The organism is Mycolicibacterium septicum DSM 44393 (assembly GCF_000455325.1).
Classification (GTDB): Bacteria; Actinomycetota; Actinomycetes; order Mycobacteriales; family Mycobacteriaceae; genus Mycobacterium; species Mycobacterium septicum.
The window spans coordinates 2718857-2743403 of sequence record NZ_HG322951.1; the positions used below are offsets into that span (position 1 = coordinate 2718857).

Below are 24547 nucleotides of genomic sequence, written 5' to 3' on the forward strand. Positions count from 1 at the left end.
TGCCAGATGTAAGGGGCTGCGTGGGCCGGCGATGGCGACATTGGTCATCAACTCCAATTCGGTCTCTGCCGCAGCGACCAGGAGTGGGAAGAACACATCGTGCTGACCTTCGAACGAGAACGCGCCGTCGGCCCCCAACTCGGCGATGTGGCGGGCGCTGCGGGCCGCCTTGTCCGGGGCTCCATCGACCTGTAGATGAATTTTCACGACGATCCATGTCCTTTCACCGGTGGCGGAGGTTCCGATCGACCGTTCATCGGCTCACTCGGATACGTAGTCATAGACATGCAAGGTGTCCTGATACTCCTTGTAGAGCACCACCTTGGAATCCCGGATCCGTATGAGGGAGTGGTAGAAGTTGTTGTACACCTTGCCGCTCTCGGGATCGGCGATACCGGTGGAGGTGGCCTCGACCGCCACACGGTCCTCCTCGGCGGTGAGGTTGAGGATGTCGAAGTGCATGTGACCGTGCTCGTCGGTCATTTCGAATGCTTCCTCGGCATCGGTCCCCTCGGTCGACGTGCCGAAGATGCCGGCGAAGAATGTCATCGATTCAGGCCGGTTCATCCGGGGCTTCGGGTGGGGAAGGTTGGTTCCTTTCAGACGGCTTGATTGCAGAGGCCGGAGCTCGTTGGGACCGTCGTCGGGCGCCACGGCGGTGTTCCAGACGAAATCTTCGTGCAGCAGCTCATCCATGTCGGGCAAGGATCGCTTGTTGATGATCTCGATGAACCTGCGGGCTAGGACCTTGTTTTCGGCGATGTTGTGGGCGGTCATTTGCGGCCTTTCAATTGCGCTGTTTCGTCGGACATTTCGCGGATGAGTTCGAGGACTCCGAGCTCGCGGATGGCGCGGCATGACCGACTCATCATGGCCATCAACATGCGCTCGGCGCGCTCATTAGGGGAGGGGGTAAACGCCGCCGCCAAGCCTGAGATCAGCGTTCCCTGCAGGATGCCCAGGCGGTAGTCATCCCAGCAATCCTGCTCGTCGTACTCAGCGACACCGTGGCTTTGTAACGCCGCGTGGTACACCGAAACCAGTTCCCGCTCGATCTCTGCGCGCAGTTCCGGCAGCAGGCTTGTGGCGGCGAAGTACCCGAGGTCGCGGCCGGGGAGGCCGACTGTCACGCTCTGCCAGTCGACGACCGATATCGCCGAGTCATCAGGGGCGAACAAGAGGTTGTCAATGCGGTAGTCACCATGCAGGATGCTGAACCGCTCGGGCTCCAGCAACAACCACGATTCGGTGAGCGCGGCAGCTTCAGTAAACGTGGCCTGATCCTCTGCGGCCATCAAATGACCGACCTCGCGAAGTCCGATTTCCGACGCGTTTGCCATGACCTGACCCAGTGCCGCCGCCGACTCCGGGCCTGGCCTCGGCATCACCGTGTGCGCGTAATCGGCGATTGTGGTGTCGCACCACAGGGGTCCGTGCAACCCGGCAATCGCACGGGCGGCCAGCCGCCCGCGTTCTGCCGAGCACCCATCGATCTGGTCACCTTGCTCGGCCGGCGCCTGGTCGGCCATCACCAAGACGAAATCCAAGTTGTCTTCACTGATTTCACAGTGGTAGGCGCGTGGCAGAGGAATCTCCACGCGTGAAGCGAGCTGACTGTAGAACGCGTGCTCAACGCGGTAGCTGCTGCTGACCTTGGCGCGGATCTCGGGACGCTGTGAGGAAAGCTTGACGATGAGCGTTGCCGGCAATCCAGCAGGATTGGCGGCGTATCGCACCGTGGCCCGATAGGTGGCACCGGCTTGGCCCGTCCCCACCGGTTCGAGCGCGACCGCGATAACCGACGTCGTCGGATGAGAGTCCTGGAGCGCCGAGGACAGCCACTCTGCAGTCACATCTGCTGAGCCAGACGGTATTGCGAGGCGGTTACTGATGGTCATGAGCGTGGCGACCGTGCGGTGAGGTTCATTGACTGCCCACTTTCATTGTGTGCACCGTGTGTGCGACTCAAACGCTTACCGTGACGTCGACGGTATGTATCTCTTTACGGCATGTCAATAGTTAGTTTGGATCTTCAAGTACTGACTGCTGCGCCGAGTCGTCCGCGGCAGAAGTCTCAAAAGTACTCTGTTGCAATGTATTTGGCGCACGATGGCTCATGCCCGTGGGATGGAAAGCAAACGCGGGCGTCAAGCGTGCGGGAGCGCCCGCGCCGGGAGGCTGGGACGGGACTAGTAGCTAGCCCCGGTCTGCTCGATGATCCGTTCCCATTCGGCGATGACGATGTTGTCGTTGTCGATGGTCTCGACCGGCATGCCCCACTTGAGCATCGCGCGGGTTCCGGTGATACATAGGACGGTGGCGCCGATAGCTGTCCAATAGTCACGGTCGTCCACGGCACGGCCGGTCTTGGCTTCCCAGTGCTCCCACGTTTCGTCGACGGTCGGTATACCGGTGGCGGGTCGGTCGGTCAGTCGGCGGGTGAACGCTTCGTGCATCAGGCAGTAGCCGACATCGGCGGCGGGGTTGCCGATGTAGGCAACTTCAAAATCAACGAGAGTGTGCACGGCATTGCCCGTCATCAGGGCGTTGCCCAGGCGAGCGTCACCCATGCAGAGGGCCGGATGGTCGTCGGCCCCGGCGGGAATGTGAGCCAGCAACCAGTCGATGACCGCCAGCTGTCGTGGAACCAGCTGTGCGGGCGCAGCATCGAGAAGGGATCGGCGCCAGTACCCGAGGAAATCGGCCAAGCCATCGCGGCCGTAGCGGGCAGGCACATCGACCCAGTCGACCGCGTGCAGGTCGGCGAGGGCATCGATGAACGACCACCACACGGTGCGTTGGTCGGCGGCGTCGGCATCACGGAACCAGCCCACACCGTGGAAACTGGCCGGAGTGTCCTCGGGTACGCCGTCACCGTCGACGTGCGCCATGACGAAGCATGGCACCCCCAGCACGGCACCGGATGAATCGACGGCGAGCACCTCGGGAACGGGCGCACCGACCTTCTTGGCGGCCTGCAGGATCCCTCCCTCGCGAGCGGCGTCGCATTCGTAGACCAAACCACCATTGTTCGGGGCTTTCAGCACGACCCGATGTGGGCCGCAGCGCGTTCTCAAGTCCAGCTGCCAAGCGCCACTGGAATTTCCACCGCCGATCCGGGTTGCCTCAATCCCGGTGAGCGTGGGTTCCAGCGTCGCCTTCAGCCACCCTACGAGTCGCTCGGTATCCACTCCGACCGGATCGCCGGCGGTCGCCGTCATTGCTGATACGCCTTGACGATGGGAGCGAGTTCGTGTGGTGTCGCGCCATGCATGATCACGCCGTCACATCCGATGTCGAGCTGACGACGCACCGCCGCCGCACATTGTTCCGGTGTGCCCGAGGCCGATGGCGCCAGCCACTCGTCCGGGAACAAGGTTGCGATGTGCTCGAGCTGCGCGGTGGAGGCAAGCCCGTCGATCGACCCGGGGACGCTCAATACCACGGGATCTTCACGGAACCGTTTCAGTACCGCCGGGTCCCAATCGTTGATCTCGACCATCAGATCGCCATAGCCCTGTAGATAGGTGGCAAGGCGACCAACTGACTTCTTGAGCCGCAAGGGTTCCGGGATGTGATCGCCGATCGTGGCAAAACATGACCACACCTTTACCTGGCCGGGATCGCGCCCGGCACGCTCGGCAGAGTCCTTGATCGTTCGGACGCAGCGCTCAGTGGCCTGGTCGGTGAAAAACGTGTGCAGGATGACTTCGTCGAAGCACCGGCCGCCCAACTCCTGAGACCGGGGGCCGAGCGCAACCAAGCTCATCGGCAGGTAGCCGTTAAGGGTGGAATCGAGTTGCAAAACGGGCCACGACCCGCAGGGGCCTTCGTGGCCGAGGATGGTCTCGCCGCGGAAGAGCCGCCGCATGATGCCGACGAAGTCCTCCATCTGCGCGGTGGTGATGTGCGGGATGCCGTAGATGTCCTGCATCAGCTTCACGCCGCGGGCCAGCCCGAGCACGAAGCGCCCATCGGAGAGGCTTTGAATGGTGCGCGCCATGCCCGCGGTGATCATGGGATGGCGGGTGTTGTGGTTGGTGGCGGCGCAATGGACGATGATCCGTTCGGTGACGGCGCCGGCGGCCCCACACAGTGCACCGATCTCTTTGAGGTTGAAGCGCTCCGAGATAAATGCTGTGCCCAGTCCCAACTCTTCTGCTTCGCGTACCTCGTCCAAACCAACCCGCGCGGACGTGGGCTGCCCGCCGAGCGCGTAGAAGCCGAGTTCGGGGAAATGGGGGCGGGCAGCGTTGTCAGTCATCAAATTTCCTTGGGGGTCAGGGCATCTCGCCACATGGTGATCATGGTCTTGTGCACGCCTTTGGCGCGCCGGTCCGAACCGGTGGTCCAGGTGTTCTCGATCAGCAGGCGTTGGCCGGTACCGGTCATCGAGGTGACCAGCGCCAGGACGGTGACGTCAGGCGGCAGCTCGGGATCGATCGAACCATCCTCTTGACCTGTCTTGAAAAGTTCGAAGAACGGGTCACCGGCGACGTCGGCGATGTTGGCCCGTTCAGCGTCCTCTTCGCCCGACAGGCCCTGTCCTCTGAAGGAGAAGTCGTAGTAGCTGAAGAAGCGGGTCATCTCGGGGTGGGAGCGTGCGTACTGGAAACTCAGGTCGAACCGTGCCAGCAACAGTTCGCGTGCGTTGGCCTTTTTCGGCAACCGCGGCTTCAGGTAGACCTCGAGTTCGGCAAGCAATGTGCGTGCGGTGTGCAGCACAGCAGCACCAAGGGTGGGGAAGTACTTGTAGAACGTTGGACGGGTGATCCCCGCGCGATCGGCTAGATCCGCCACCTTGAGCGGGATGCAGCCTTCCGCAACAAGATTAACGGCGGCACGTGCGACCGCGGTGCGTTGTTCGTCGGCCAGATCCAGCCAGCGTTGAGAGGGGGCTCGTGCGCTTTCTGCCATGAAATGGGAGATTACCATTGACAGTCTGTTAATGGATAGACCACGATCGTCGACATGTCACGTAATCGTTCGACCGCCGTCCACGGCAATCCCTCAGTGTTGGTGACAGGTGCCGGCCGTGGTCTCGGCCACGTCGCAGCTGTCAAACTCGCGGCGTCCGGCTGGCAGGTCCACGCGGGTGTTCGCAGTGCTGCCGACGCAGAGATGATGGCTGAAATCCCCAATGTAACACCGGTTATTGTCGATGTAACCAATGAAGAGCATCTGGCGAAGCTGCCATCGCAGCTACCGGAACGACTCGATGCATTGGTGAGCAATGCCGGTGTTGCGGTCGGCGGGCCCATCGAGACCCTGGCTCTGGACGACCTACGTTGGCAGCTCGACGTCAACGTCGTTGGCTCGGTGGGTGTGACCCAGGTGGTGTTGCCGCTGATCCGTAGAACGCGTGGACGCATCGTGTACATCTCGTCGACCAGCGGGCGGGTGGCTACACCGTCGCTCGGAGCGTACGGCGCATCCAAATTCGCCTTGGAGGCTATCGGCGACTCCTTGCGAAACGAATTGCGGCCCTGGGGAATCAAGGTGAGTCTCATTGAGCCCGGGCAGATCGACACCGATATGAGTAAGGGGTCGCACGAACAGCATGAAGAAAACATCGCCAAGATGAGCCCCGACCATCGGAAGTTGTACGCCAAGCACTCCGAGGGGATGCACAAGGCGATCGACCTCATGGACGGCGTGATCTCCTCGCCGGAGGAAATTAGTGTGGCCATCGAACGGGCGCTGACCGACAAGCGCCCCCGCGCCCGCTACCTCGTGGGCAAGGGCTCGAAGGCTCACGCCTACACCCGGATCCTGCCTTCGCCGATCACTGACATGATCTTTTCGAAGGCTACTGGAATCCCGAAGCGAGTTTAGGGATATGACTCGCACAGCACGAGAAGTTGTCGAGACCTATAACTTTGTGGTGTGGAACGAGCGCAACTTCGACCTCGCACACGAACTTTTCGCCGAGACCGTGATCCGCCACGAAGTCGGCGAAGCGCACACCCTCACTCGTGAGCAAGCCGTCAAACGTATCCAGGATGTATGGGCCTTGTTCGGCAACATGATCTTCGAGCTCCCGGTCGTCGTCGCCGGCCAGGACAACGAGCATGTCGCCATCGTGTACGACACAACGATGACCGGCAAGGAAGGCGACGTCGTGCACAGCGGCAGCATGGAGATCTTCCGGGTGATCGACGGACGCATCGCCGAGGTTTGGAACTGTGGGCGCAAAGAAGGGCGTTGGGACTGACTTCACCACCCGTCGCGAGGCGAGTCGAGTCCGTTACGGTATACATCTCCGTAACGGAACGGGAGGCGTTCATGTCCGACGATATCGAAGCGATCAAGCAGCTCAAGGCCCGGTACTGCAGATTCTTGGACACCAAGGACATCGACGCGTGGCGCGGATTGTTCGTCGACGAGGTTGTGGTGAAGCTCGACATGGCCGTCTCGACCGGGGGTGCCGATCCGCAGACGGCCCCTCCGCTGAACAGCTTCGACGAGTTCTTCCCTGTGGTGTGGGGCGGTGTCGAGCATGCAGCGACGGTGCACCACTGCCACACCCCCGAGATCATGCTGACCTCCGACACCACCGCGACGGGCATCTGGGCCATGGAGGACATGTTGTTCTTCCCCGACGGCAGCGAGCTGCACGGGGCAGGCCACTATCACGAGACCTACGAAAAGCGCGACGGCACATGGCAGATCACCAGCCTGCACCTGACCCGGACGCTGTTGAAGTTCAAAACCGCCTAGCCCGGTGAGTGGTCGCCGCGTGTGAAGCGCTGTGGCGAAGAATCGCGCGGATCACCGCCACAGCGCTACACACGTGATTCCGAGATATCCCGTGTTGCAACAAGATCCATCTCCGCGCCGAACGCCTTGATGTAGTCGAGCGCCGACTGCGGGCTGCTGCCGTCGACATGCACGACCGCCCAGGTGGCGCCGTGTCCGATGAGTTCGGCGAGGGTATCGCGGGCACGTCGCAGCGAGGCGGCGTCGTCCAGGTCGGTAGGTGGGCACACCACCTGGATGTCGACCGTCGACGGGTCCCGGCCGGCGTCCGCGAGCCGATTACGCAGTCGCGCTGCGGCGTCCCCGAACTGCTCGGTGTTCTCGATGGCCGCGGTGCGCATCGTCGACGCCATGCCCGCCGCGGCGATGATCGGCATCCACCCGTCACCGTGTTCGACGACGCGCCGAATGGCTGCGGCGCCGTTCCCGCCGATCCAGATCGGCGGATGGGGCCGCTGGACCGGATGTTGCAGATGGACCACGCCGACAGCCGCGAAATCGGCACCGGTGAACGGTGTTTCAGGTTCGGTCCAAATCGAACGCAGTGCCGTCAGGGCCTCGTCGAGCAGCTCGGCGCGGCGGTCGATGTCCACGCCCACCGCCGAGAACTCCGATCGTAGGTAGCCCGCTCCGACGCCCGCGATGAGCCGGCCGCCGGACACCAGGTCGAGGCTTCCCAGTGCCTTGGCCGACAGGTACGGATTTCGGAACGGGAGCACGTACAGGTTGGTCATCAACCGGATGCGCGAGGTGGCCGCCGCCATGAAACTCAACGCGGCGATCGGGTCGAGCGTGTTGTGGCCGCCGTTGCTGCGCCACTTGGCCGACGGGGCCGGATGCTCGCTGAGCGCGACGGCCGAGAAGCCCGCCGCTTCGGCCTGGGTGGCGACTTCGCGGATGACGTCCGGCCGCAGGAAATCGTCAGGTGCGGTGGGCAGCTCGCTGGGATATTCCAGGGTGTACTTCATGGATCTTTTCCGTTTCTGACCCGTTTCAGAGTGCTACTGAAAGCGTTACCGTAACATCCATCGTTGGTCGTCAACTGGGATGGAGTAGCGATGGATCGCCGGCGAAAAGTACTCGTGATGGGCGCAAGCGGAAACGTGGGAGCCTGTGTCACCCGTCAACTCGTCGAGCGCGGCGACGACGTTCGGGTGCTGCTGCGGCGAAGTAGTTCGACCAAGGGCATCGACGGTCTCGACGTCGAGCGGTGTTACGGGGACATCTTCGACACCGATGCGGTGGCGGCGGCGATGGGCGACCGGGACGTGGTGTTCTACTGCGTCGTCGACACCCGCGCCCACCTGGCCGACCCGGCGCCACTGTTCTCCACCAACGTCGAGGGCCTGCGCAACGTCCTCGACGTCGCGATGGACGCCGACCTGCAGCGCTTCGTCTTCCTCAGCACCATCGGAACGATCGCGGTCGGTGACGACGGCGCAACTGTTGATGAGGACACCCCGTTCAACTGGGCCGGCAAAGGCGGGCCGTACATCGAATCGCGGCGCCAGGCCGAAGACCTGGTGCTGTCCTACGCCAGGGAGCGCGGATTGCCCGCTGTGGCGATGTGTGTGTCCAACCCGTACGGACCGCCCGACTGGCAGCCGAGACAGGGCGCGCTCGTCGCGATGGCCGCATTCGGCAAGTTGCCCGTGTACGTGCGCGGTGTCGGCTCCGAGGTGGTTGGGATCGACGACGCGGCCGATGCGCTCATCCGGGCGGCCGAGCACGGCCGGATCGGCGAACGCTACATCGTGTCCGAAGGCTATATGTCACAGCGGCAGATGTTCACCACGGCTGCGGAGGCAGTGGGTGCGCGACCGCCGCGAGTCGGTATCCCCATGGCCCCGCTGTATGTCTTCGGCTGGTTCGCCGGCATGTCGAATCGGTTGTTCGGCACCGACTTTCCGATGAACCTCACCGCCGCGCGACTGATGTGGCTGACCTCGCCGGCGGACCACGGCAAGGCGACGCGTGAACTGGGCTGGAAACCGGCACCCACCGCCGAATCGATCGGCCGGGCGGCGCAGTTCTACGTCGACCGCAGGAACCGCGACGAGAAAGTCATCGACTTGTGAGCAACGCCGATTTCGATGCGATCGTCGTCGGTGCCGGATTCTCCGGCTTGTACGCACTGCACCGGCTACGGGAGCAGGGCCTGCGGGTGCGGATTCTGGAGAAGGCCGACGCCGTCGGTGGTACCTGGCTGGTCAACCGGTATCCGGGGGCGCGCTGTGACATCGAGAGCATCGAGTACTCGTACAGCTTCAGCGATGAGATCCAGCAGGAGTGGGTCTGGACCGAGACGATGCCGGCCCAACCCGAGATCGAGGCGTACCTGAACTTCGTCGCCGACCGACTCGACCTGCGCCGCGACATCGCATTCGGCACCGAGGTCGTGACGATGACCTTCGACGAGGCCACATCTCTGTGGGCGGTCACCACCGCCGACGGTCAGACGCTGCACTCGCCGTTCGTGGTGGCCGCCACCGGAATCCTCTCGGTACCACTGGAACCCGACATCCCGGGAATGAGCCGATTCACGGGCACGTCATTGTTCACCAGCCGCTGGCCGCGCGAGGGCGTCGACCTCACCGGCAAGCGGGTCGGGGTGATCGGCACCGGGTCCACCGGTGTTCAGCTGATTCCGGTGGTGGCCGGGCAGTGCGAACATCTGACGGTGTTCCAGCGGTCCCCGGCGTTCACCCTGCCGTGGCAGGTCCGGTCCTTCGAACCCGGGGAACTCGACGCGCTCAAGGCTGATTACGCGGCCATCCGCGCCGCGCAGCGGGAGCATCCGGTCGGGGCGGCTCGACTCAGTGCGTTCTCGGTGCTCCTCGAGATGCTGGTGCGGCCGCCGGTGAAATCTGCGTCGCCCGAGGAGAAGCGGCACGCCGTCGAGGAACACGGCGTCATGGGTGCCCTGAATTGGGGTGACGTCTTCTTCGACATCGACGCCAACCGGATGGCCACCGAACTGTACGGCCAGGCCGTCGCGCGCATCGTCACCGATCCGCGGACGGCGGCCTCGTTGACACCCAGTCACCCGTTCGCCTGTAAGCGGCCGATCATCGACCAGGGTTACTACGACACCTACAACCGGGACAACGTCACCCTGGTCGATCTGCGCAAGGGCGGCATCCGTGAGGTGACGACCACCGGGATTTCCACCGAGCAAGGAGATTTCGACCTCGACGTGATCGTGTACGCCACCGGATTTGACGCCATGACGGGCGCGTTGAGCCGGATCGACGTGCGTGGCCGGGACGGGTTGGTGCTGGGGGAGTACTGGTCCAAGGAGGGGGCACTGTCCTATCTGGGTTTGGCCGTGGCCGGATTCCCGAATCTGTTCACGATCCAGGGGCCGGGAAGCCCATCGGCGGCGACGAATTTCGTGGCGGCCCTGGAACAACACGTCGAGTGGATCGCGGAGTGCATCGCGTACCTGAGGGCCGGCGGCCATCGGAGTATCGAGGCGACGCCCCAGGCGCAGGCCGAATGGGTTGAGCACACCACAGCCCTGGTGGCGCCCACGGTGCTGGTGCATCCGAGCTGCAACTCCTGGTATAACGGCGGCAACGTACCGGGCAAGAAGCGGATGTACCTGGGATACACCGCAGGCATCCCCGAGTACCGTCGCCGCTGTGACGAGATCGCAGCTGATGGCTACCCGGGATTCACCATTGCTTAGGGCAACCCGCATAGCGTGGGAGCTCGGTGGCGTAGTGCCGCGCTCGGTGGGCGCTCTGGCAGGCGCGGGGGATTGGAATCCGCTGTCGGTCACCGGCCTGCGGCAGCTCGGCGAGGTCACCCTCGACGAGCTCGTGGTGACCGGTATGACGCTGACCGGTCCACCGCCGCAGCTGCCGCGTCCGCTGGGTGAATACCAGTGGGCCGCCGACGAACTGGGCGCACTCGACATCGATGCGGCGCACCCCCGCCCGGATGCGCTGGAGGTCAAACACATCCGGCCGCGCCGATTCGGCGCGCTGACATTCGAAGAGCTGGTCTTCGATCACGATCCCGCGCTGCCGGCCTCGGTGCTGGCCGACGGTCACGGCGGAGTCGCCACGGCCCGGGTACGGCTGTATCGCTGCGGCGACGATGCGCGGCCCTGGCTGATCTGGGTGCACGGCGCCGGTCAAGGCGATTCGATGGATCTTCTGGTGGCCCGGGTACGGCAGTTGCGGGACCTCGGATTCAATGTGGCGCTGCCCGTGCAGCCCGGGCATGGGCCGCGGCGCAGGTCCTGGCCGGAGTATCCCGCCCGCGATCCGCTGGCCAATGTCGCCGGCACGATGCGCGCGGTGTCGGAGGTGCGGGCGTTGATCGGCTGGCTCGAACCACAGGCATCGTCGATTTCGGTCGCTGGCCTGTCACTTGGCAGCGCGGTGGCGGCGCTGGTGTCACATCTGGACTCCCGGGTCGACGCCGTGGCGCTGTACACGCCGATCCTGGGTCTCAACACGATGATCGGGATGCACTTGGGCCGCTGGGGATCAGCGGGACAGCAGTCGGCGCAGCAGTTGCAATCGGCCACGGTGGCGGCGATGACCTCGGTGATCGACCCGCTGCGCAGCCGGCCGCATGCCGAGCGGCGTCTCATCGTCGGTGCCTGGCATGACCAGATGGCCATGCGCAGTTCGGCGTTGGCCATGCACGAGCAGTGGGGAGGAGAACTCCACTGGCACGACGGCAGTCATGTCGGGCACCTGTTTTCCGGTGCGGTGCAGGATGCGACCGAACGGTTCCTAACGACCGTAGCTTGACGTGATCCGGGCCCGAACACAGTCGATCTCATGGTCGAGATCGTGGTCCTCGGGCAGCACCACCCACTGGAAAGCGATACCGAAGATCGATCCGGTGATGTCTCGCAGCGCCATGTCGACATCGATGTCGGGTCGCAGTGAACCGTCGGCGATTCCGGCGCGCAGGCCGGCCTCGATCTTGACGGCGGCCCCGGCCAATTGGGTGCGCACACCGTCGCGCAGCGGCGACGTGGTCTTGACCGCCTCGAAGGCCGATACGAACATCGCCCTGGTCACCGCGGCATCCTCGGCATGAATCTCCTGCACGCGGTCGAAATGCGCCAGAACCTGCTGCAATCCGGCGGAGCCAGGTTCGGGGTCGGGGTTCAGGCGTGACACGTACACGTCCTGGAAGGCGTCGAGGATGGCGTCCTTGCTGCCGTAGCGGGCGTGCACCATGGCCCGGCTGTAGCCGGCCCGCCGGCCGATCTCAGCGGCAGTCGTTGCTTCCCAGCCCTTTTCGACGATCAACTCGGCGGCGGCCTGCAGCAGCCGGCGCGAGGACTGCTCGACGCGCTCCGGCTGGGTGAGGCCGTGGGCTGGGGAAGGCACCCTTGCATATTAGACGGTCGACAACTAACTTAGTTGTTCAGCGTCAAATTTCTGTGTGGAGGTCGACGATGACGTCAGTCGCAGTGCCCTTTTCCGGTTCGGTGCCCACGGGCATCGATGAGGTCACCGCGCCCTGGTTGACGGAGGCGCTGGGCGCGCAGGTAAGCGAGGTGCGGGCCGAGCGGATCGCTTTGGACACCGGTTTCTCCGCAGCGCTGTACCGGGTCCATCTACGCGGATCCTCCGATGTGCCAGAGACTCTGATCGTCAAACTGCCCGCCGACTCACTTGCCCGTGGGGGGATGGAGATGCTCGGCGGCTACCAACGTGAGCTGTACTTCTACCGGCACGTCGCGCCGGAATCTCCTATCGCCACACCGAACTGCTATGTCGCGCGGATGTCCGGTCCCGACTTCGTGCTGGTGCTCGAAGACCTGCGGGACTGGGAGAACGCCGACCACCTGGCCGGGCTGTCGCTGCCGCGTGCCCAGCTCTGTATCGAACAGCTGGCCGGTCTGCACACATGGTCGTCCGGCATCGATGATGCTGTACTGCAGGAATTCCCGAGCATCGACAGCTCGCTGACCAGGGACCTGTTCCTGCCCGCGTTCGCGCCCGGGTGGCAGCTCTACCGAGAGCACACGCGCCGGCCGGTGCCTCCGGCGGTCGCCGCGTTCGCCGAGCGGTTCGCCGAACTCGCACCCACCGCGCTCTCCGCGCTTTCGGACCGGAGCATGCTGCTGCACGGAGATATTCGAGCCGACAACATGTTCTTCCGTGATGATGCGCTGAAAGTGGTGGACTTCCAGTTGACCGTCCGCGGAGCGGGCGCGGCCGATATCGCGTATCTGGTCAGCCAGGGTCTGCCCACCGAGGTGCGCCGCGGCCACGACGAGCAGCTGGTGCGTGACTACGTCGGCCAGGTCGACGGGTACTCGTTCGACGAGGCGTGGCGGCATTACCGTTTCGCGACCGCGCTGCTGCTGTACATGCCGGTGGTCGCCCTACTCACCTGGGACGTCGCGCCCGAGCGGTCCCGGCAATTGTGTCTGACGCTCATCGACCGGGCCGTCGCGGCCATCGAAGACATCGACGCCCTTGAGGAGTTTGCATGACCGTTCGCACCGCGCGTGAAGTGGTGGAGCAGTACAACTGGGTGGTCTGGAACGAGAAGGACTTCGCCCTCGCCGATGAACTGTTGGGGGACACCGTCACCCGCCACGAAGTGGGTGAGGCGACGGTGCTCACCCACGAGGAGGCGGTCAATCGGGTGATCGACCACTGGGGGATGTTCGAGACGATCCGCTTCGACCTGAACCTGATCGTCGCCGGTGACGATGGCGAGCACGTCGCGATCGTGTACGAATCCCCGATGACATTCCCGGACGGCAACGCCATCACCGTCGGCAGTATGGAGATCTTCAGGGTGGTCGACGGCCGCATCACCGAGGTGTGGAACTGCGGCTACAAGCAGGGCGTATGGGCCTGAACCGGTTCCGGGTCGGGTTGATGGACCCGGTGATGGCGGCGCGGCCCACGGCCGACGCGTTCACCAGGGCGAATTACCTTGCTGCGGTGGCCAACCGGGTGGACTCCTACTGGGTCCCCGACCACATCAACGGCCAGACGCCGAGGCCGTTGTGGGACAAGAAGTACACAGTGGCCGCCAGGCTGATGCAGTCACCCGACGCGGCGATGGAAGCGTGGACACTGCTGGGCAGCCTGGCAGCGCGCCGCCGGTTCAGCAACGTGCGACTCGGCGTCGGCGTCACCGATACCGGCAAGCGCCACCCGGCTGTCACTGCCCAGGCCGCGGCCACCCTCAACCTGCTGACCAAGGGCCGGGCCATTCTCGGCATCGGCCCCGGCGAACGAGTCGGTAACGAACCCTACGGCGTCGACTGGAGCAGGCCGGTGGCCAGGTTCGAAGAGGCGTTGGCCACCATCCGCGCGCTGTGGAACTCCAAAGGCCGGCTGGTGAAGCGTGATTCGCCATACTTCCCACTTCGCGACGCGATGTTCGACCTGCCGCCCTACCGCGGAAAATGGCCCGAGATCTGGATCGCTGCGCACGGGCCGCGCATGTTGCGCGCCACCGGTCGTTACGGCGATGCCTGGTTCCCAGGGTTCGCGCACCGGCCCGAGGATTACGCGGCGAGGCTGGAGATCGTGCGCTCAGCAGCTTCGGATGCCGGACGGGACCCGATGTCCATCACGCCGGCGGTCTGGATCCCGGTCATCACAGCGTCCAGCCGCGATGCCGTCGACGAGGCGCTCGACTCGATGTCGGTGCGGGCCTGGTCTCTCAACGCACCAGCCGAGTTCTACGCCCATTACGGAGCCGAGCATCCGATGGGCGCGGGATACGCCGGGATGCAAGACCATGTGGCGTTCACCATGGACGAGCAGACCATCACCGAGAAGGCAGCGCAGGTTCCGGGCGATGTGGTCAGGAACATGATCTTGAACGGCAGTCCGGCCGATGTGCTGGAGCAGGCCGCGGTGTGGCGGGATCACGGTGTGCGCCACCTTGTCGTGGTGAACTTCGGCCCGATGGGACCCTCGTTGCGTACCGGCCTTGCTACGTTGTTGCCGTTCAACACCGTGGTGCGGCGACTTAAGAGATTGTGAACAAAGGGGTTTCGAATGTCAGAACCGGTTCTCGACGAACTTGGCTACTACCTGTTGGCCGGTGCGGGCGGTGAGGGCCCGGCCACGCTGATGGACGAGGCGCGCCGTGGTGAGGAGCTCGGCTTCGGTACCGCGTTCATCTCTGAACGGTGGAACGTCAAGGAAGCATCCTCGCTCGTCGGCGCCGCCTGCGCGGTGACCGAACGCATGCAGATCGCCACGGCCGCAACCAATCACAACACCCGCCATCCGCTGATCACCGGATCGTGGGCCACCACGATGCACCGGCTGTCGCGGGGCCGGTTCACCCTCGGCATCGGCCGCGGTGTTGCGGCCATGTACAACGCGTTCGGGGTGCCCGCGGTGACCACCGCGCAGATGGAGGACTTCGCGCAGGTCATGCGCAGGCTGTGGCACGGCGAGGTGGTTTTCAACCACGACGGGCCGATCGGCAAGTACCAGGTGCTGTTCCTCGACCCCGACTTCAACGAGGACATCCGCCTGGCGATCGTGGCCTTCGGACCGCAGACGCTGGCGTTGGGCGGGCGCGAGTTCGACGACGTCATCCTGCACACCTACTTCACCCCGGAGACGCTGCAGCGCGCGGTGAAGACTGTCAAGGAAGCCGCCGAGCAGGCCGGCCGTGATCCGGCGAGCGTCCGGGTCTGGTCGTGCTTCGCCACCGTGGGCGACCACCTGCCCGAGGAACTGCGGCTCAAGAAGACCGTGGCCCGGCTCGCCACCTACCTGCAGGGCTACGGCGACCTGCTGGTCAGCACGAACAACTGGGATCCCGCCGTGCTGCAACGCTTCCGGGAAGACTCCGTCGTCACCTCGATCCCGGGCGGCATCGACCACAAGGCCAGCGCCGAACAGATCGAACACATCGCGACCCTGATCCCCGACGAGTGGCTGGAGCCGTCGGCCACCGGATCGTCACGTCAGTGTGTGGACCGCATCCGCAAGGAGTTCGACTACGGCGCCGATGCGGTGATCATGCACGGGGCCACCCCGGACGAGCTCGAGCCGATCGTCGCCGAATACCGGGCCACCCGACAGTAGGGACGCTGGGCCGCGGTCACGGCATGATCAGGGTGCGGGACACCGGCTCGGCCACCGCCTGACGGCTGAAGATGCCGTGCTGCAGGGTGACCAGAAGCGCGTTGCGGGTCTCCTCGGGGGAGATGAGCTCATCGAAGCCGAGGTGACCCGCCGACCGGAAGGACGCCTCCAGCTCCATCCGCTTGAGCACCTCGGTGTAATCCTCGCCGGCATGGGTCGCGGCACTGAGTGCCGCCGCGCCCATCGCGCCCATGGTGGCACCTGGATAGGCGAACGTCGCCACCTGATCGTCAAAACCCAACAGAGACATCACCATCGAGCCGAATCCGAACGCCTTGCGCAGCGTCACGTGCAGCTTGAGCGTCGTCGCGGCGGTCTGGGCAGCGAACATCCGCGCACCGCTACGCAGCACCCCGGTGCGCTCGGAATGACTACCCGGCAGCATTCCCGGATTGTCGGCGAGGAACACGATCGGCAGATGGAACGAATCGGCCACGGTGATGAAATGCGCGGCCTTGTCGGCAGCGTCGGCATCGATCGAACCGGCCACCACCTGTGGCTGATTGGCCACCACGGCGACGGGATAACCGCCGAGATGGGCCAGCGCACAGATGATCGCCCGGCCGAACTTGGGCTGCACCTCGAACCAGTCGGGACGATCGAAGATCTCATCGAGGACCGCACGCATGTCGTAGATCTGGCGGTTGTCGCGGGACACGATGTCGAGGATTTCCGGGGTGAGTCGAGGATCAGCCGTGTCATCGGCGAGTCGGGTCGGTGGATACGACCATGCGCTCGACGGGAAATAGGACAGGTAGCGCCGGATGTCGTCGATGACCGTCTCGTCGTCCTCGGCGTAGTTGTGGATCACCCCACTCGGTAGCGCCACACCCGGACCGCCGAGGTCCTCCTTCGAAATCTCCTCGCCGGTAGCCTCTTTCACGACCGGCGGGCCGGCGGTGAAGATCGCCCCCTGACGGCTCATGATCGAAAAGTCGCATACCGGGGCCACCAGCGCGCCGTGGCCGGCCGACGGGCCGAGGATGGCCGATACGGTGGGCACCTTTCCGGAGCACTTCGCCTGCGCGATCAGATCAGTGGGGGTGCGTCCGTAGTGCTCCCCGCTCGGGCGAAAACCCGCGCCCTCCAACAGCATCACGAGTGGAATCTTGTTGCGCAGCGCCAACTCGGCGAGCCGGTACCGCTTGGCATTGCCGCCCGGGCCGATGCTGCCGGCCAGGGTGGTGAAATCCTCGGCACCCACCATCACCGGCGTGCCGTCGATTCGGCCGGCGCCCGCCACCAGACCGTCGGAGGCGATGTCACCGCCGACCAGGGTGCCGAATTCCTGGAAGGTGTCGGGATCGAGAAGGCGGGCGATCCGGGCGCGCGCGTCGAGCTTGCCCTTGCCGTGGTGCTTGGCCAGCCGTTCGGCTCCGCCCATGCCGTACGCACGTTCACGTCGGTTGGCGAGATCCTCAAGTGTCTCTTTCCACTCCGGGTCGTTCGTCATGCCGCCGTCCTTCTTGTCGAGCGTTCGCGCCTGGGTGCACAAGCCTACCGCCGTTGACCATACTGAATTGCTTACTGTAGCGTCGTTCGGGTGCTCGTTTTGCGCATGGTGAAACACGCTGGCAAAGGAATGCGTCGCCGATGAGTGACCCCGTTCCCCGCGCTGTCAAAGTCGACCGCGGCATCCCCAGCCGGCTGGCCGAAGTTCCGGACACCGCCCGTGAGCTGGAAGCTCACGGCTACGACGGGTGCTGGACGGGCGAGATCAACCACGACCCGTTCCTGCCCCTGGCGATCGCGGCCGAGCACACCGAGCGGATTCAGATCGGCACCAGCATCGCGGTGGCCTTCGCGCGCAACCCGATGACCACTGCCCAGCTGGGCTGGGATCTGCAGAACTACTCGGGCGGACGTTTCATCCTCGGACTGGGCACCCAGATCCAGCCGCACATCGAGAAGCGTTTCAGCATGCCGTGGAGTCACCCGGCGCGCCGCATGCGCGAGTACATCGAAGCGCTGCATGCGATTTGGGGCTGCTGGCGCGACGGCACCAAGCTGAGGTTCGAGGGCGAGTTCTACACCCACAAGATCATGACGCCGATGTTCACCCCGGAGCCGTCGGCCCTGCCCTTCCCCGAGGTGTTCCTGGCCGCGGTCGGCGAACTGATGACCGAAGTGTGCGGTGAGGTGGCCGATGGGTTGCTGGCCCACGCGTTCACCACTCGGCGCTATCTGGACGAGGTGACCACGGTGGCGTTGCAGCGCGGAATGGACCGCAGCGGGCGTGATCGCGCCGACTTCGAGTTGTCCTGCCCCGTCTTCGTGGTCACCGGCGCCGACGAACAGGAGATGGCCGCGGCTTCGGTCGCGACCCGCAAACAGCTCGCGTTCTACGGCTCGACACCGGCCTACCGCAAAGTCCTGGAACTGCACGGCTGGGGTGATCTGCACACCGATCTGCACCGGCTGTCGCTGGACGGCCAGTGGGATGCGATGGGCGATCTGATCGACGACGAAGTGCTCGGCACCTTCGCCGTCGTCGCCCCGATCCCCGAATTGGCTGCGACGTTGCGGCGCCGCTGCGACGGTGTCATCGACCGCGTGCTGCCAGGTTTTCCCGTCGCCGTGTCCCCGGAAACCGTCAACGCGGTGCTGCAGGAGTTTCGCGAATGCCCGCCAGTGAGGAGCAACGTATGACCGTCCGCACGATCGACGATGTCGCCAAGATGTTCGCCAGCCCGGCGGCGTACGCCGACGAGGTGACACTTCACGCGGACCTGACCCACCTCCGGGCCAACGCCCCGGTGTCCTGGGTCGAGGTACCCGACTATGCCCCCTTCTGGGCGATCACCAAGCATGCGGACATCATGGAGATCGAGCGTGCCAACGACATCTTCACCAACTCGCCGCGCCCGGTTCTGGTCACCCGCGAGGGCGACGAGCAGCAGGCCGCGATCGGCATCCGGACGTTGATCCACACGGACGACCCGCTGCACCGCGACCTGCGGGCCATCGGAGCCAACTGGTTTCGGCCGAAGGCCATGCGCGCGTTGAAGGATCGCGCCGATGAACTGGCCAAGCAGTTCGTCGACAGAATGGTCGACGAGGGGCCGGAATGCGATTTCGTGCAGCAGGTCGCTGTGAACTACCCGCTGTACATGATCATGACGCTGCTCGGTGTGCCCGAGTCCGACTTCGCGTTCATGCTCAAGCTCACCCAGGAGCTGTTCGGCAGCGACGACGACGAGTACAAGCGCGGCACCAGCATGGAAGAGCAGGGCATGGCGCTGCTCGAAATGTTCCAGTACTTCACCGAACTGACCGCCTCGCGCAGGGCGAATCCGACCGAAGATTTGGCCTCGACGATCGCCAACGCCACCCTGGACGGGGAGCCGCTGTCCGATATCGACACGGTTTCCTATTACGCGATCATCGCCGCTGCCGGCCACGACACCAGCAGTGCCAGCATTTCCGGCGGTATGCACGCGCTGCTGCAGAATCCCGACCAGCTGGCCCGGCTGCAGAACGACATGAGTCTGATGCCGCTGGCGGTCGAGGAGATGGTCCGGTGGACGACACCGGTCAAGGAGTTCATGCGTACCGCGCAACAGGACTACGAGATTCGCGGTGTACGCATCGCCAAGGGCGAGTCGGTACTGCTGTCCTATGTCTCAGGGAACCGCGACGAGGACGTCTTCGTCGATCCGTTCCGCTTCGACGTCGGACGGGATCCCAACAAACACATCGCGTTCGGCTACGGTGTGCATTTCTGCCTCGGTGCCGCACTGGCCCGGTTGGAGATCAACAGCTTCTTCTCCGAGCTGCTACCGCGGTTGCGCTCCGCAGAGCTCGCCGGCGAACCGCAGCACATGGCCACCACGTTCGTCGGCGGTCTCAAGCACCTGCCGGTGCGGTACTCACTGCGCTAGGAGCTGCGAAACAGCAATCAGGGCTGCTAACTGGAAGGGTCAGCAGCCCTGACTTCTGTCTCGAGGCGGAGTTGCCTACTCGCTTCCCGAGTTGCCCCTGGCCGCGGCATGAAGCGCATCGCCGCGGGTGCCTTGCTCGTGGTGGCTCAGCGCCTGGATCGAAACGTCATGACCCTCAGCGGCTTTGCGGAGCGCACCGACGGTGGCCTGCTCCCGCGAGATGTGCGTGAACGGATCGAACGAGTACCAGCGCATGGCGTTCTCGTGCGTCATCTTGTTGATCTCGTCGTCGGGCACGTTGTTCTCGGTCAGCACGTCCCACAGCTCCTCGGGGGCGCCCGGCCACATCGAGTCGCTGTGCGGGTAATCGGCCTCCCAGCTGATGTTGTCGATGCCGATCTTGTCGCGTAGCGCGACGCCGACCGGATCGGAGATGAAGCAGGTCAGGAAGTGCTCACGGAACACCTCGCTGGGAAGCTTCCCGCCGAAGTTCTGGTGCGTCCAGGTCGAGTGCATCTCGTAGGTGCGGTCGACGCGTTCCAAGAAATACGGAATCCAGCCCGTGCCGCCCTCGGACAAGCCGATCTTCAGATCCGGGTAGTCCTTGATGGGCTTGGACCACAACAGATCCGCGGCGGCCTGCACGATGTTCATCGGCTGCAGCGTGATCATCACGTCCAGCGGTGCGTCGGGTGCGGTGATGGCCAACTTGCCCGAAGATCCGATGTGCACGTTGAGCACGGTGTTGGTGTCGCACAACGCCTTCCACAGCGGAGTCCAGTAGTCGTCGTGGAAGCTGGGGTAGCCCATCGCGGCCGGGTTCTCGCTGAACGTCAGGGCGTGCACGCCCTTCTTGGACACCCGGCGGACCTCGGCGGCACATGCCTCGGCATCCCAGATGACCGGGAGCGCCATCGGAATGAAGCGGGCCGGGTAGGCGCCGCACCATTCGTCGATGTGCCAGTCGTTGTAGGCCTGGACCAGGGCCAGGGAGAACTCCGGATCCTCGGTGGCGAACAACCGGCCGGCGAAACCAGGGAAGGACGGGAAGCAGATCGAGCCGAGGATGCCGCCGGCGTTCATGTCCTTGACGCGCTCGTCGACGTTGTAGCAGCCCTTGCGGATCTCGTCGAGGCCCTGGGGTTCCAGGCCGTACTCCTCCTTGGGGCGGCCGGCCACCGCATTCAGCGCGACGTTGGGGATGACGATGTCACGGAACTGCCAGGTGTCGCTGCCGTCGGGGTTGTGCACCAGGCGCGGTGCCTCGTCGGCGTACTTCTTCGGAAGGTGATTCTTGAACATGTCAGGTGGTTCGACGATGTGATCGTCCACGCTGATCAGGATCATGTCGTCTTTATTCACGAACGCGCTCCATTCACGACTGCCTTACCGTATGGCTCACAGTTTAGCCTTGATGCTGGATTATCGGCCCGGAGTTGGGCCTACGTATCCGGGCGGATCGGCTGTGTCGACCCACAGGTCGACACGAAGATCGGCGCCGGGTACGCAGTCATAGACCGAGAGGTCGGTGACGCCCGATTCGAGCAGCACGTCCTCGCACAACAGGCTGCGACCGGTGAAGTCGCGTGAGGGCCGGTTGAGCACCGCGTAGGCGGCATCGGAGTACACCTCGGGGCGTCGGGAGCGCTTCATCGACTCTTCGCCGCCACGCAGGTTGAGGATGGCCGCGGTGGCCACCGAGGTGCGCGGCCACAGTGTGTTCGACGCGATCCCGTACGGTCGGAGCTCTTCGGCAAGTGCCAACGCGCACAACGACATCCCAAACTTCGCCATCATGTAGGCCGTCGGCGCAAGCCACTTCGGCTCGAGCCGAAGTGGCGGCGAGAGCGTCAGGATGTGCGGATTCTCGCGACCTTTCATGTGCGGGATGCAGGCCTGCGACACCGCGTAGGTGCCACGGACCTGGATGCCGTTCATCAGGTCGAAGCGCTTGAGCGGCACTTCCTCGATGGAGCCCGTGTTGATGGCCGAGGCGTTGTTGACGCAGATGTCGATGCCGCCGAACTGTGCGACCGCCTTGGCCACGGCCTCGGTCACGGTGTCCCCGTCGCGGATGTCGCCGACGATCGGCAGGGCGTGCCCGCCGGCTTCCTCGATCTCTTTGGCGGCGGTGTAGATGGTGCCGGGAAGTTTGGGGTGCGGTTCCGCGGTTTTCGCGATCAGCGCGACGTTGGCCCCGTCGGCGGCGGCGCGCTTGGCGATGGCCAACCCGACACCACGACTGGCGCCGGAGATGAACAGCGTCTTCCCGGAAAGCGACATACTGAATAGGTTACAGTATGCGCATTCAGCACTCTCGTCTCAGCAGCAGCGCGCGCCCGGATCGGCCTCCGTGTTGCGGTGCCGCATCTTCCAGTAATCCCGCTCGGACAGCACCGGCTCACCCGGGTGGGTCAGCTCCCGATGTGCGACGTAGCGCCGATAGTGGTTGTCGCCCATCAATGTTGACCAGTACCACCCGACGTGGCGTGCGGCCTGGCGTGTGCTCCGGGTAAGGCGTCCCACTGCTTCTGCACCTCCTTCTCGGCCGGTGTGGCGATCAGTCCGGACGGTGCGAAGATGCGCGAGGGCACCTCCTCGTCGACCGCCAGCGGGCGGCCGGCGCCACGCAGCGCCCGCAGCGCCATCACCACGCCCGCGATGAACACGATCAGCACCAGCACCGCGAACACCACCGACAGGGTGCCCTGGATGAAGGTGTTGCGGATGACCGCGTCGATCTGGTCGGGGTTCTTGGCGGCTCCGAACGATGACTTGCCCGCCTCCTGGGCCGCGACGTACTGCGAGTGCTGCTTCCAGTACCCGACTTTCGGGTCGGCGGAGAAGATCTTCTGCCACGACGCCGTCATCGTCACCGTCAGATCCCACAGCAACGGAACACCGGGAATCCACGCCCACTTCACCAGTCCGCGCTTGATCACCACCACGGTCACCACTGTCAGCGCGATCGCCGCCAGTAGCTGGTTGGCGATGCCGAACAGCGGGAACAATGTGTTGATGCCGCCCAGCGGGTCGGTGACACCCATCAGCAGGATCGAACCCCACGCGGCGACCACGATGATCGAGCAGGCCCATGCGCCCACCCGCCAGCTGGGATCGCGCAGCTTCTTCAGCGGCCCACCGAAATTGCCCAGGCCGTCGGAGAGCATAAACCGCGCGACGCGGGTGCCGGCGTCGACCGTGGTGAGGATGAACAAGGCCTCGAACATGATCGCGAAGTGGTACCAGAACGCCTTGAGGCTTTCTCCGCCGAACACCTGGTGCAGTACCTCGGACATGCCGAAGGCCAGCGTGGGTGCACCGCCGGTGCGCGACACGACCGAATGCTCACCGACGCCCTCGGCGGCCGCGGTGATCTCCTGCGCGGTGATCGGTTGACCCGACAGGCCAAGGCCGTTGACGTAGTCGGCCGCGGTCTGCGCGGTCGTCCCGGTGGCCGCCGTCGGCGCGTTGATCGCGAAGTACAGGTGCTGATTGAGGATGGCCGCGGTGATCAGGGCCATGATCGCGACGAACGATTCGGTGAGCATGCCGCCGTAGCCGATCAGCCGCATCTGGCTTTCCTTCTCCAGCAGCTTGGGCGTGGTGCCCGAGGAGATCAGCGCGTGAAAGCCCGACAGTGCGCCGCAGGCAATGGTGATGAACAGGAACGGGAACAGCGAGCCGGCGAACACCGGGCCGGTGCCGCTGGTGGCGAACTGCGAGATGGCGGGAGCCTGCATCACCGGCCGCGCGATGAGGATGCCGACGGCAAGCAGGGCGATGGTGCCGACTTTCATGAACGTCGACAGGTAGTCACGCGGGGCCAGCAGGAACCACACCGGCAACACCGAGGCCGCCAGGCCGTAGATGATGATGCACCACGACAGGGTGACTTTCGAGAGCGTGAACCAGTCGACACCCCAGGAGGTTTCGGCCACCCAGCCGCCGGAGATCACCGCGAGCAGCAGCAGGGCCACGCCGATGAGGGACACCTCCGACACCCGGCCGGGCCGGAAGAAGCGCAGATACAACCCCATGAAGATGGCGATCGGGATGGTCATCGCGATCGAGAAGACGCCCCAGGGGCTTTCGGCCAGTGCGTTGACCACCACCAGGGCCAGCACCGCCAGAAGGATCACCATGATCACCAGCACGCCGACGATAGCCGCAACGCCACCGACCACGCCGAGCTCGTCGCGCGCCATCTGACCCAGTGAGCGGCCGCGCCGGCGCACCGAGATGGACAGTACGAGGTAGTCCTGGACACAGCCGGCCACGACGGCGCCGACGATGATCCAGATGGTGCCGGGCAGATAGCCCATCTGCATCGCCAGTACCGGACCGACCAGCGGCCCGGCGCCGGCGATCGCGGCGAAATGATGACCGAACAGCACGCGCCGGTCCGTCGGCATGTAATCCGTGCCGTTCTCGAAAAGCTCTGCCGGAGTGGCATTGTCGTCGCGTGGCCGGACGATCTTCATCTCGATCAACCGGGCGTAGAACCGGAAGCCGATGATGTAGGTGCAGATCGCGGCGATCACGAACCAGACCGCGTTGACAGTCTCACCGCGGAAGAAGGCGATCACCGCCCAGGCGACGGCGCCCAGCACCGCGATGGCCGCGAAGATCGCCTTGTGCTTGGCGGTGATCGGCGACCGGTCGATGATCGCCACCGGCGGGAGGTCTTTGTCGGTGCGGACATAGGTGATGTCGCCGTCGTGCTCCTCGATCCGATCCGCCGGTGGGGCATCCGGTGTTGCCACGGTTTCTCCTCGCTCGCCCAGTGTCGTA

At 64.6% G+C, this 24547-nt stretch carries 24 protein-coding genes and 1 pseudogene; 12 read left to right on the forward strand and 13 right to left on the reverse strand.

Going from position 1 to position 24547, the window contains the following annotated elements; translation table 11 throughout:
- The 6 genes and pseudogenes from TX88_RS12795 to TX88_RS12820 all read right to left on the reverse strand — a co-directional run.
- Positions 1-207: pseudogene (locus tag TX88_RS12795) on the reverse strand (LLM class F420-dependent oxidoreductase); the annotation flags it as partial.
- Between the two features lie 54 nt (positions 208-261).
- On the reverse strand, positions 262-777 hold the full coding sequence (locus tag TX88_RS12800; RefSeq protein WP_044517255.1) for a nuclear transport factor 2 family protein: 516 nt from the start codon (positions 775-777) through the stop codon (positions 262-264).
- On the reverse strand, positions 774-1898 hold the full coding sequence (locus TX88_RS12805; protein ID WP_044517257.1) for a phosphotransferase family protein: 1125 nt from the start codon (positions 1896-1898) through the stop codon (positions 774-776). The genes TX88_RS12800 and TX88_RS12805 overlap by 4 nt, the downstream gene beginning before the upstream one ends.
- A gap of 291 nt (positions 1899-2189) precedes the next feature.
- Positions 2190-3221, reverse strand: coding sequence for a phosphotransferase family protein (locus TX88_RS12810; RefSeq protein ID WP_044517258.1), 1032 nt, complete (start codon positions 3219-3221; stop codon positions 2190-2192).
- The gene (locus TX88_RS12815) at positions 3218-4264 is read right to left on the reverse strand and encodes a TIGR03857 family LLM class F420-dependent oxidoreductase (protein ID WP_044517260.1); all 1047 of its coding nucleotides are present in this window, start codon (positions 4262-4264) and stop codon (positions 3218-3220) included. Before TX88_RS12815 ends, TX88_RS12810 begins: the two co-directional genes overlap by 4 nt.
- Positions 4264-4917: a TetR/AcrR family transcriptional regulator gene (locus TX88_RS12820; RefSeq protein WP_044517262.1), complete on the reverse strand. Its 654-nt coding sequence runs from the start codon at positions 4915-4917 to the stop codon at positions 4264-4266. The genes TX88_RS12815 and TX88_RS12820 overlap by 1 nt, the downstream gene beginning before the upstream one ends.
- A 54-nt stretch (positions 4918-4971) precedes the next feature.
- Between TX88_RS12820 and TX88_RS12825 the strand changes: the two genes are divergently transcribed.
- The 3 genes from TX88_RS12825 (at position 4972) to TX88_RS12835 (ending at position 6720) form a co-directional block, all read left to right on the forward strand.
- The gene (locus TX88_RS12825) at positions 4972-5835 is read left to right on the forward strand and encodes an SDR family NAD(P)-dependent oxidoreductase (RefSeq protein ID WP_044517263.1); all 864 of its coding nucleotides are present in this window, start codon (positions 4972-4974) and stop codon (positions 5833-5835) included.
- A 4-nt stretch (positions 5836-5839) separates the two neighbouring features.
- Positions 5840-6214 carry an ester cyclase gene (locus tag TX88_RS12830; RefSeq protein ID WP_044517265.1) on the forward strand — a complete coding sequence of 125 codons (375 nt, stop codon included), beginning with the start codon at positions 5840-5842 and terminating at the stop codon, positions 6212-6214.
- 71 nt (positions 6215-6285) lie between these two features.
- Positions 6286-6720 (forward strand): nuclear transport factor 2 family protein, encoded by a 435-nt coding sequence (locus TX88_RS12835; RefSeq protein ID WP_044517266.1) that lies wholly within the window; start codon positions 6286-6288, stop codon positions 6718-6720.
- A gap of 65 nt (positions 6721-6785) precedes the next feature.
- Here the strand turns inward: TX88_RS12835 and TX88_RS12840 are convergent, their stop codons facing one another.
- The gene (locus tag TX88_RS12840) at positions 6786-7727 is read right to left on the reverse strand and encodes an LLM class F420-dependent oxidoreductase (protein ID WP_044517268.1); all 942 of its coding nucleotides are present in this window, start codon (positions 7725-7727) and stop codon (positions 6786-6788) included.
- A 90-nt stretch (positions 7728-7817) separates the two neighbouring features.
- Between TX88_RS12840 and TX88_RS12845 the strand changes: the two genes are divergently transcribed.
- The 3 genes from TX88_RS12845 to TX88_RS12855 are packed head-to-tail and all read left to right on the forward strand — an operon-like array spanning position 7818 to position 11528.
- Positions 7818-8837 carry an NAD-dependent epimerase/dehydratase family protein gene (locus TX88_RS12845; protein WP_044517270.1) on the forward strand — a complete coding sequence of 340 codons (1020 nt, stop codon included), beginning with the start codon at positions 7818-7820 and terminating at the stop codon, positions 8835-8837.
- Positions 8834-10450 carry a flavin-containing monooxygenase gene (locus tag TX88_RS12850; protein WP_044517272.1) on the forward strand — a complete coding sequence of 539 codons (1617 nt, stop codon included), beginning with the start codon at positions 8834-8836 and terminating at the stop codon, positions 10448-10450. Before TX88_RS12845 ends, TX88_RS12850 begins: the two co-directional genes overlap by 4 nt.
- On the forward strand, positions 10422-11528 hold the full coding sequence (locus TX88_RS12855) for an alpha/beta fold hydrolase (RefSeq protein ID WP_044517273.1): 1107 nt from the start codon (positions 10422-10424) through the stop codon (positions 11526-11528). The genes TX88_RS12850 and TX88_RS12855 overlap by 29 nt, the downstream gene beginning before the upstream one ends.
- Here TX88_RS12855 and TX88_RS12860 read toward each other — a convergent pair.
- The gene (locus TX88_RS12860; RefSeq protein ID WP_044517275.1) at positions 11511-12119 is read right to left on the reverse strand and encodes a TetR/AcrR family transcriptional regulator; all 609 of its coding nucleotides are present in this window, start codon (positions 12117-12119) and stop codon (positions 11511-11513) included. The genes TX88_RS12855 and TX88_RS12860 overlap by 18 nt on opposite strands.
- A 68-nt stretch (positions 12120-12187) precedes the next feature.
- Here TX88_RS12860 and TX88_RS12865 point away from each other — a divergent pair, with 68 nt between their 5' ends.
- Genes TX88_RS12865 through TX88_RS12880 form a run of 4 tightly spaced genes read left to right on the forward strand, consistent with a single transcriptional unit; the run spans position 12188 to position 15812 of the window.
- Positions 12188-13234 (forward strand): phosphotransferase, encoded by a 1047-nt coding sequence (locus TX88_RS12865; RefSeq protein WP_044517278.1) that lies wholly within the window; start codon positions 12188-12190, stop codon positions 13232-13234.
- On the forward strand, positions 13231-13608 hold the full coding sequence (locus tag TX88_RS12870) for a nuclear transport factor 2 family protein (RefSeq protein WP_044517279.1): 378 nt from the start codon (positions 13231-13233) through the stop codon (positions 13606-13608). Before TX88_RS12865 ends, TX88_RS12870 begins: the two co-directional genes overlap by 4 nt.
- Entirely contained in the window at positions 13605-14750 is a 1146-nt protein-coding gene (locus TX88_RS12875; protein WP_110918064.1) for an LLM class flavin-dependent oxidoreductase, read from the forward strand. The genes TX88_RS12870 and TX88_RS12875 overlap by 4 nt, the downstream gene beginning before the upstream one ends.
- A gap of 15 nt (positions 14751-14765) precedes the next feature.
- Complete coding sequence (locus tag TX88_RS12880; protein WP_044517281.1) at positions 14766-15812, forward strand: TIGR03857 family LLM class F420-dependent oxidoreductase; 1047 nt, start codon at positions 14766-14768, stop codon at positions 15810-15812.
- A gap of 16 nt (positions 15813-15828) precedes the next feature.
- Here TX88_RS12880 and TX88_RS12885 read toward each other — a convergent pair whose 3' ends face one another.
- A complete protein-coding gene (locus TX88_RS12885) occupies positions 15829-17325 on the reverse strand; it encodes an acyl-CoA carboxylase subunit beta (RefSeq protein ID WP_044519362.1) in 1497 nt (498 codons plus the stop codon).
- A 140-nt stretch (positions 17326-17465) separates the two neighbouring features.
- Here TX88_RS12885 and TX88_RS12890 point away from each other — a divergent pair, with 140 nt between their 5' ends.
- Both TX88_RS12890 and TX88_RS12895 read left to right on the forward strand, forming a co-directional pair.
- Positions 17466-18521, forward strand: coding sequence for an LLM class F420-dependent oxidoreductase (locus TX88_RS12890; protein ID WP_044517283.1), 1056 nt, complete (start codon positions 17466-17468; stop codon positions 18519-18521).
- The gene (locus TX88_RS12895; protein ID WP_044517285.1) at positions 18518-19753 is read left to right on the forward strand and encodes a cytochrome P450; all 1236 of its coding nucleotides are present in this window, start codon (positions 18518-18520) and stop codon (positions 19751-19753) included. The genes TX88_RS12890 and TX88_RS12895 overlap by 4 nt, the downstream gene beginning before the upstream one ends.
- A gap of 75 nt (positions 19754-19828) precedes the next feature.
- On the opposite strand, the gene TX88_RS12900 is transcribed toward TX88_RS12895, so the two are convergent.
- From TX88_RS12900 to TX88_RS12910, 4 genes are read right to left on the reverse strand one after another with little or no spacing between them, the layout of a single operon-like run.
- Positions 19829-21115: an amidohydrolase family protein gene (locus TX88_RS12900; protein WP_044517288.1), complete on the reverse strand. Its 1287-nt coding sequence runs from the start codon at positions 21113-21115 to the stop codon at positions 19829-19831.
- Between the two features lie 60 nt (positions 21116-21175).
- Positions 21176-22036 carry an SDR family oxidoreductase gene (locus TX88_RS12905; protein ID WP_044517290.1) on the reverse strand — a complete coding sequence of 287 codons (861 nt, stop codon included), beginning with the start codon at positions 22034-22036 and terminating at the stop codon, positions 21176-21178.
- Positions 22037-22075: 39 nt separating this feature from the next.
- Entirely contained in the window at positions 22076-22213 is a 138-nt protein-coding gene (locus TX88_RS33325; protein WP_210741831.1) for a YbdD/YjiX family protein, read from the reverse strand.
- Complete coding sequence (locus TX88_RS12910) at positions 22213-24519, reverse strand: carbon starvation CstA family protein (protein ID WP_044517293.1); 2307 nt, start codon at positions 24517-24519, stop codon at positions 22213-22215. The genes TX88_RS33325 and TX88_RS12910 overlap by 1 nt, the downstream gene beginning before the upstream one ends.
- Positions 24520-24547: the final 28 nt, after the last annotated feature.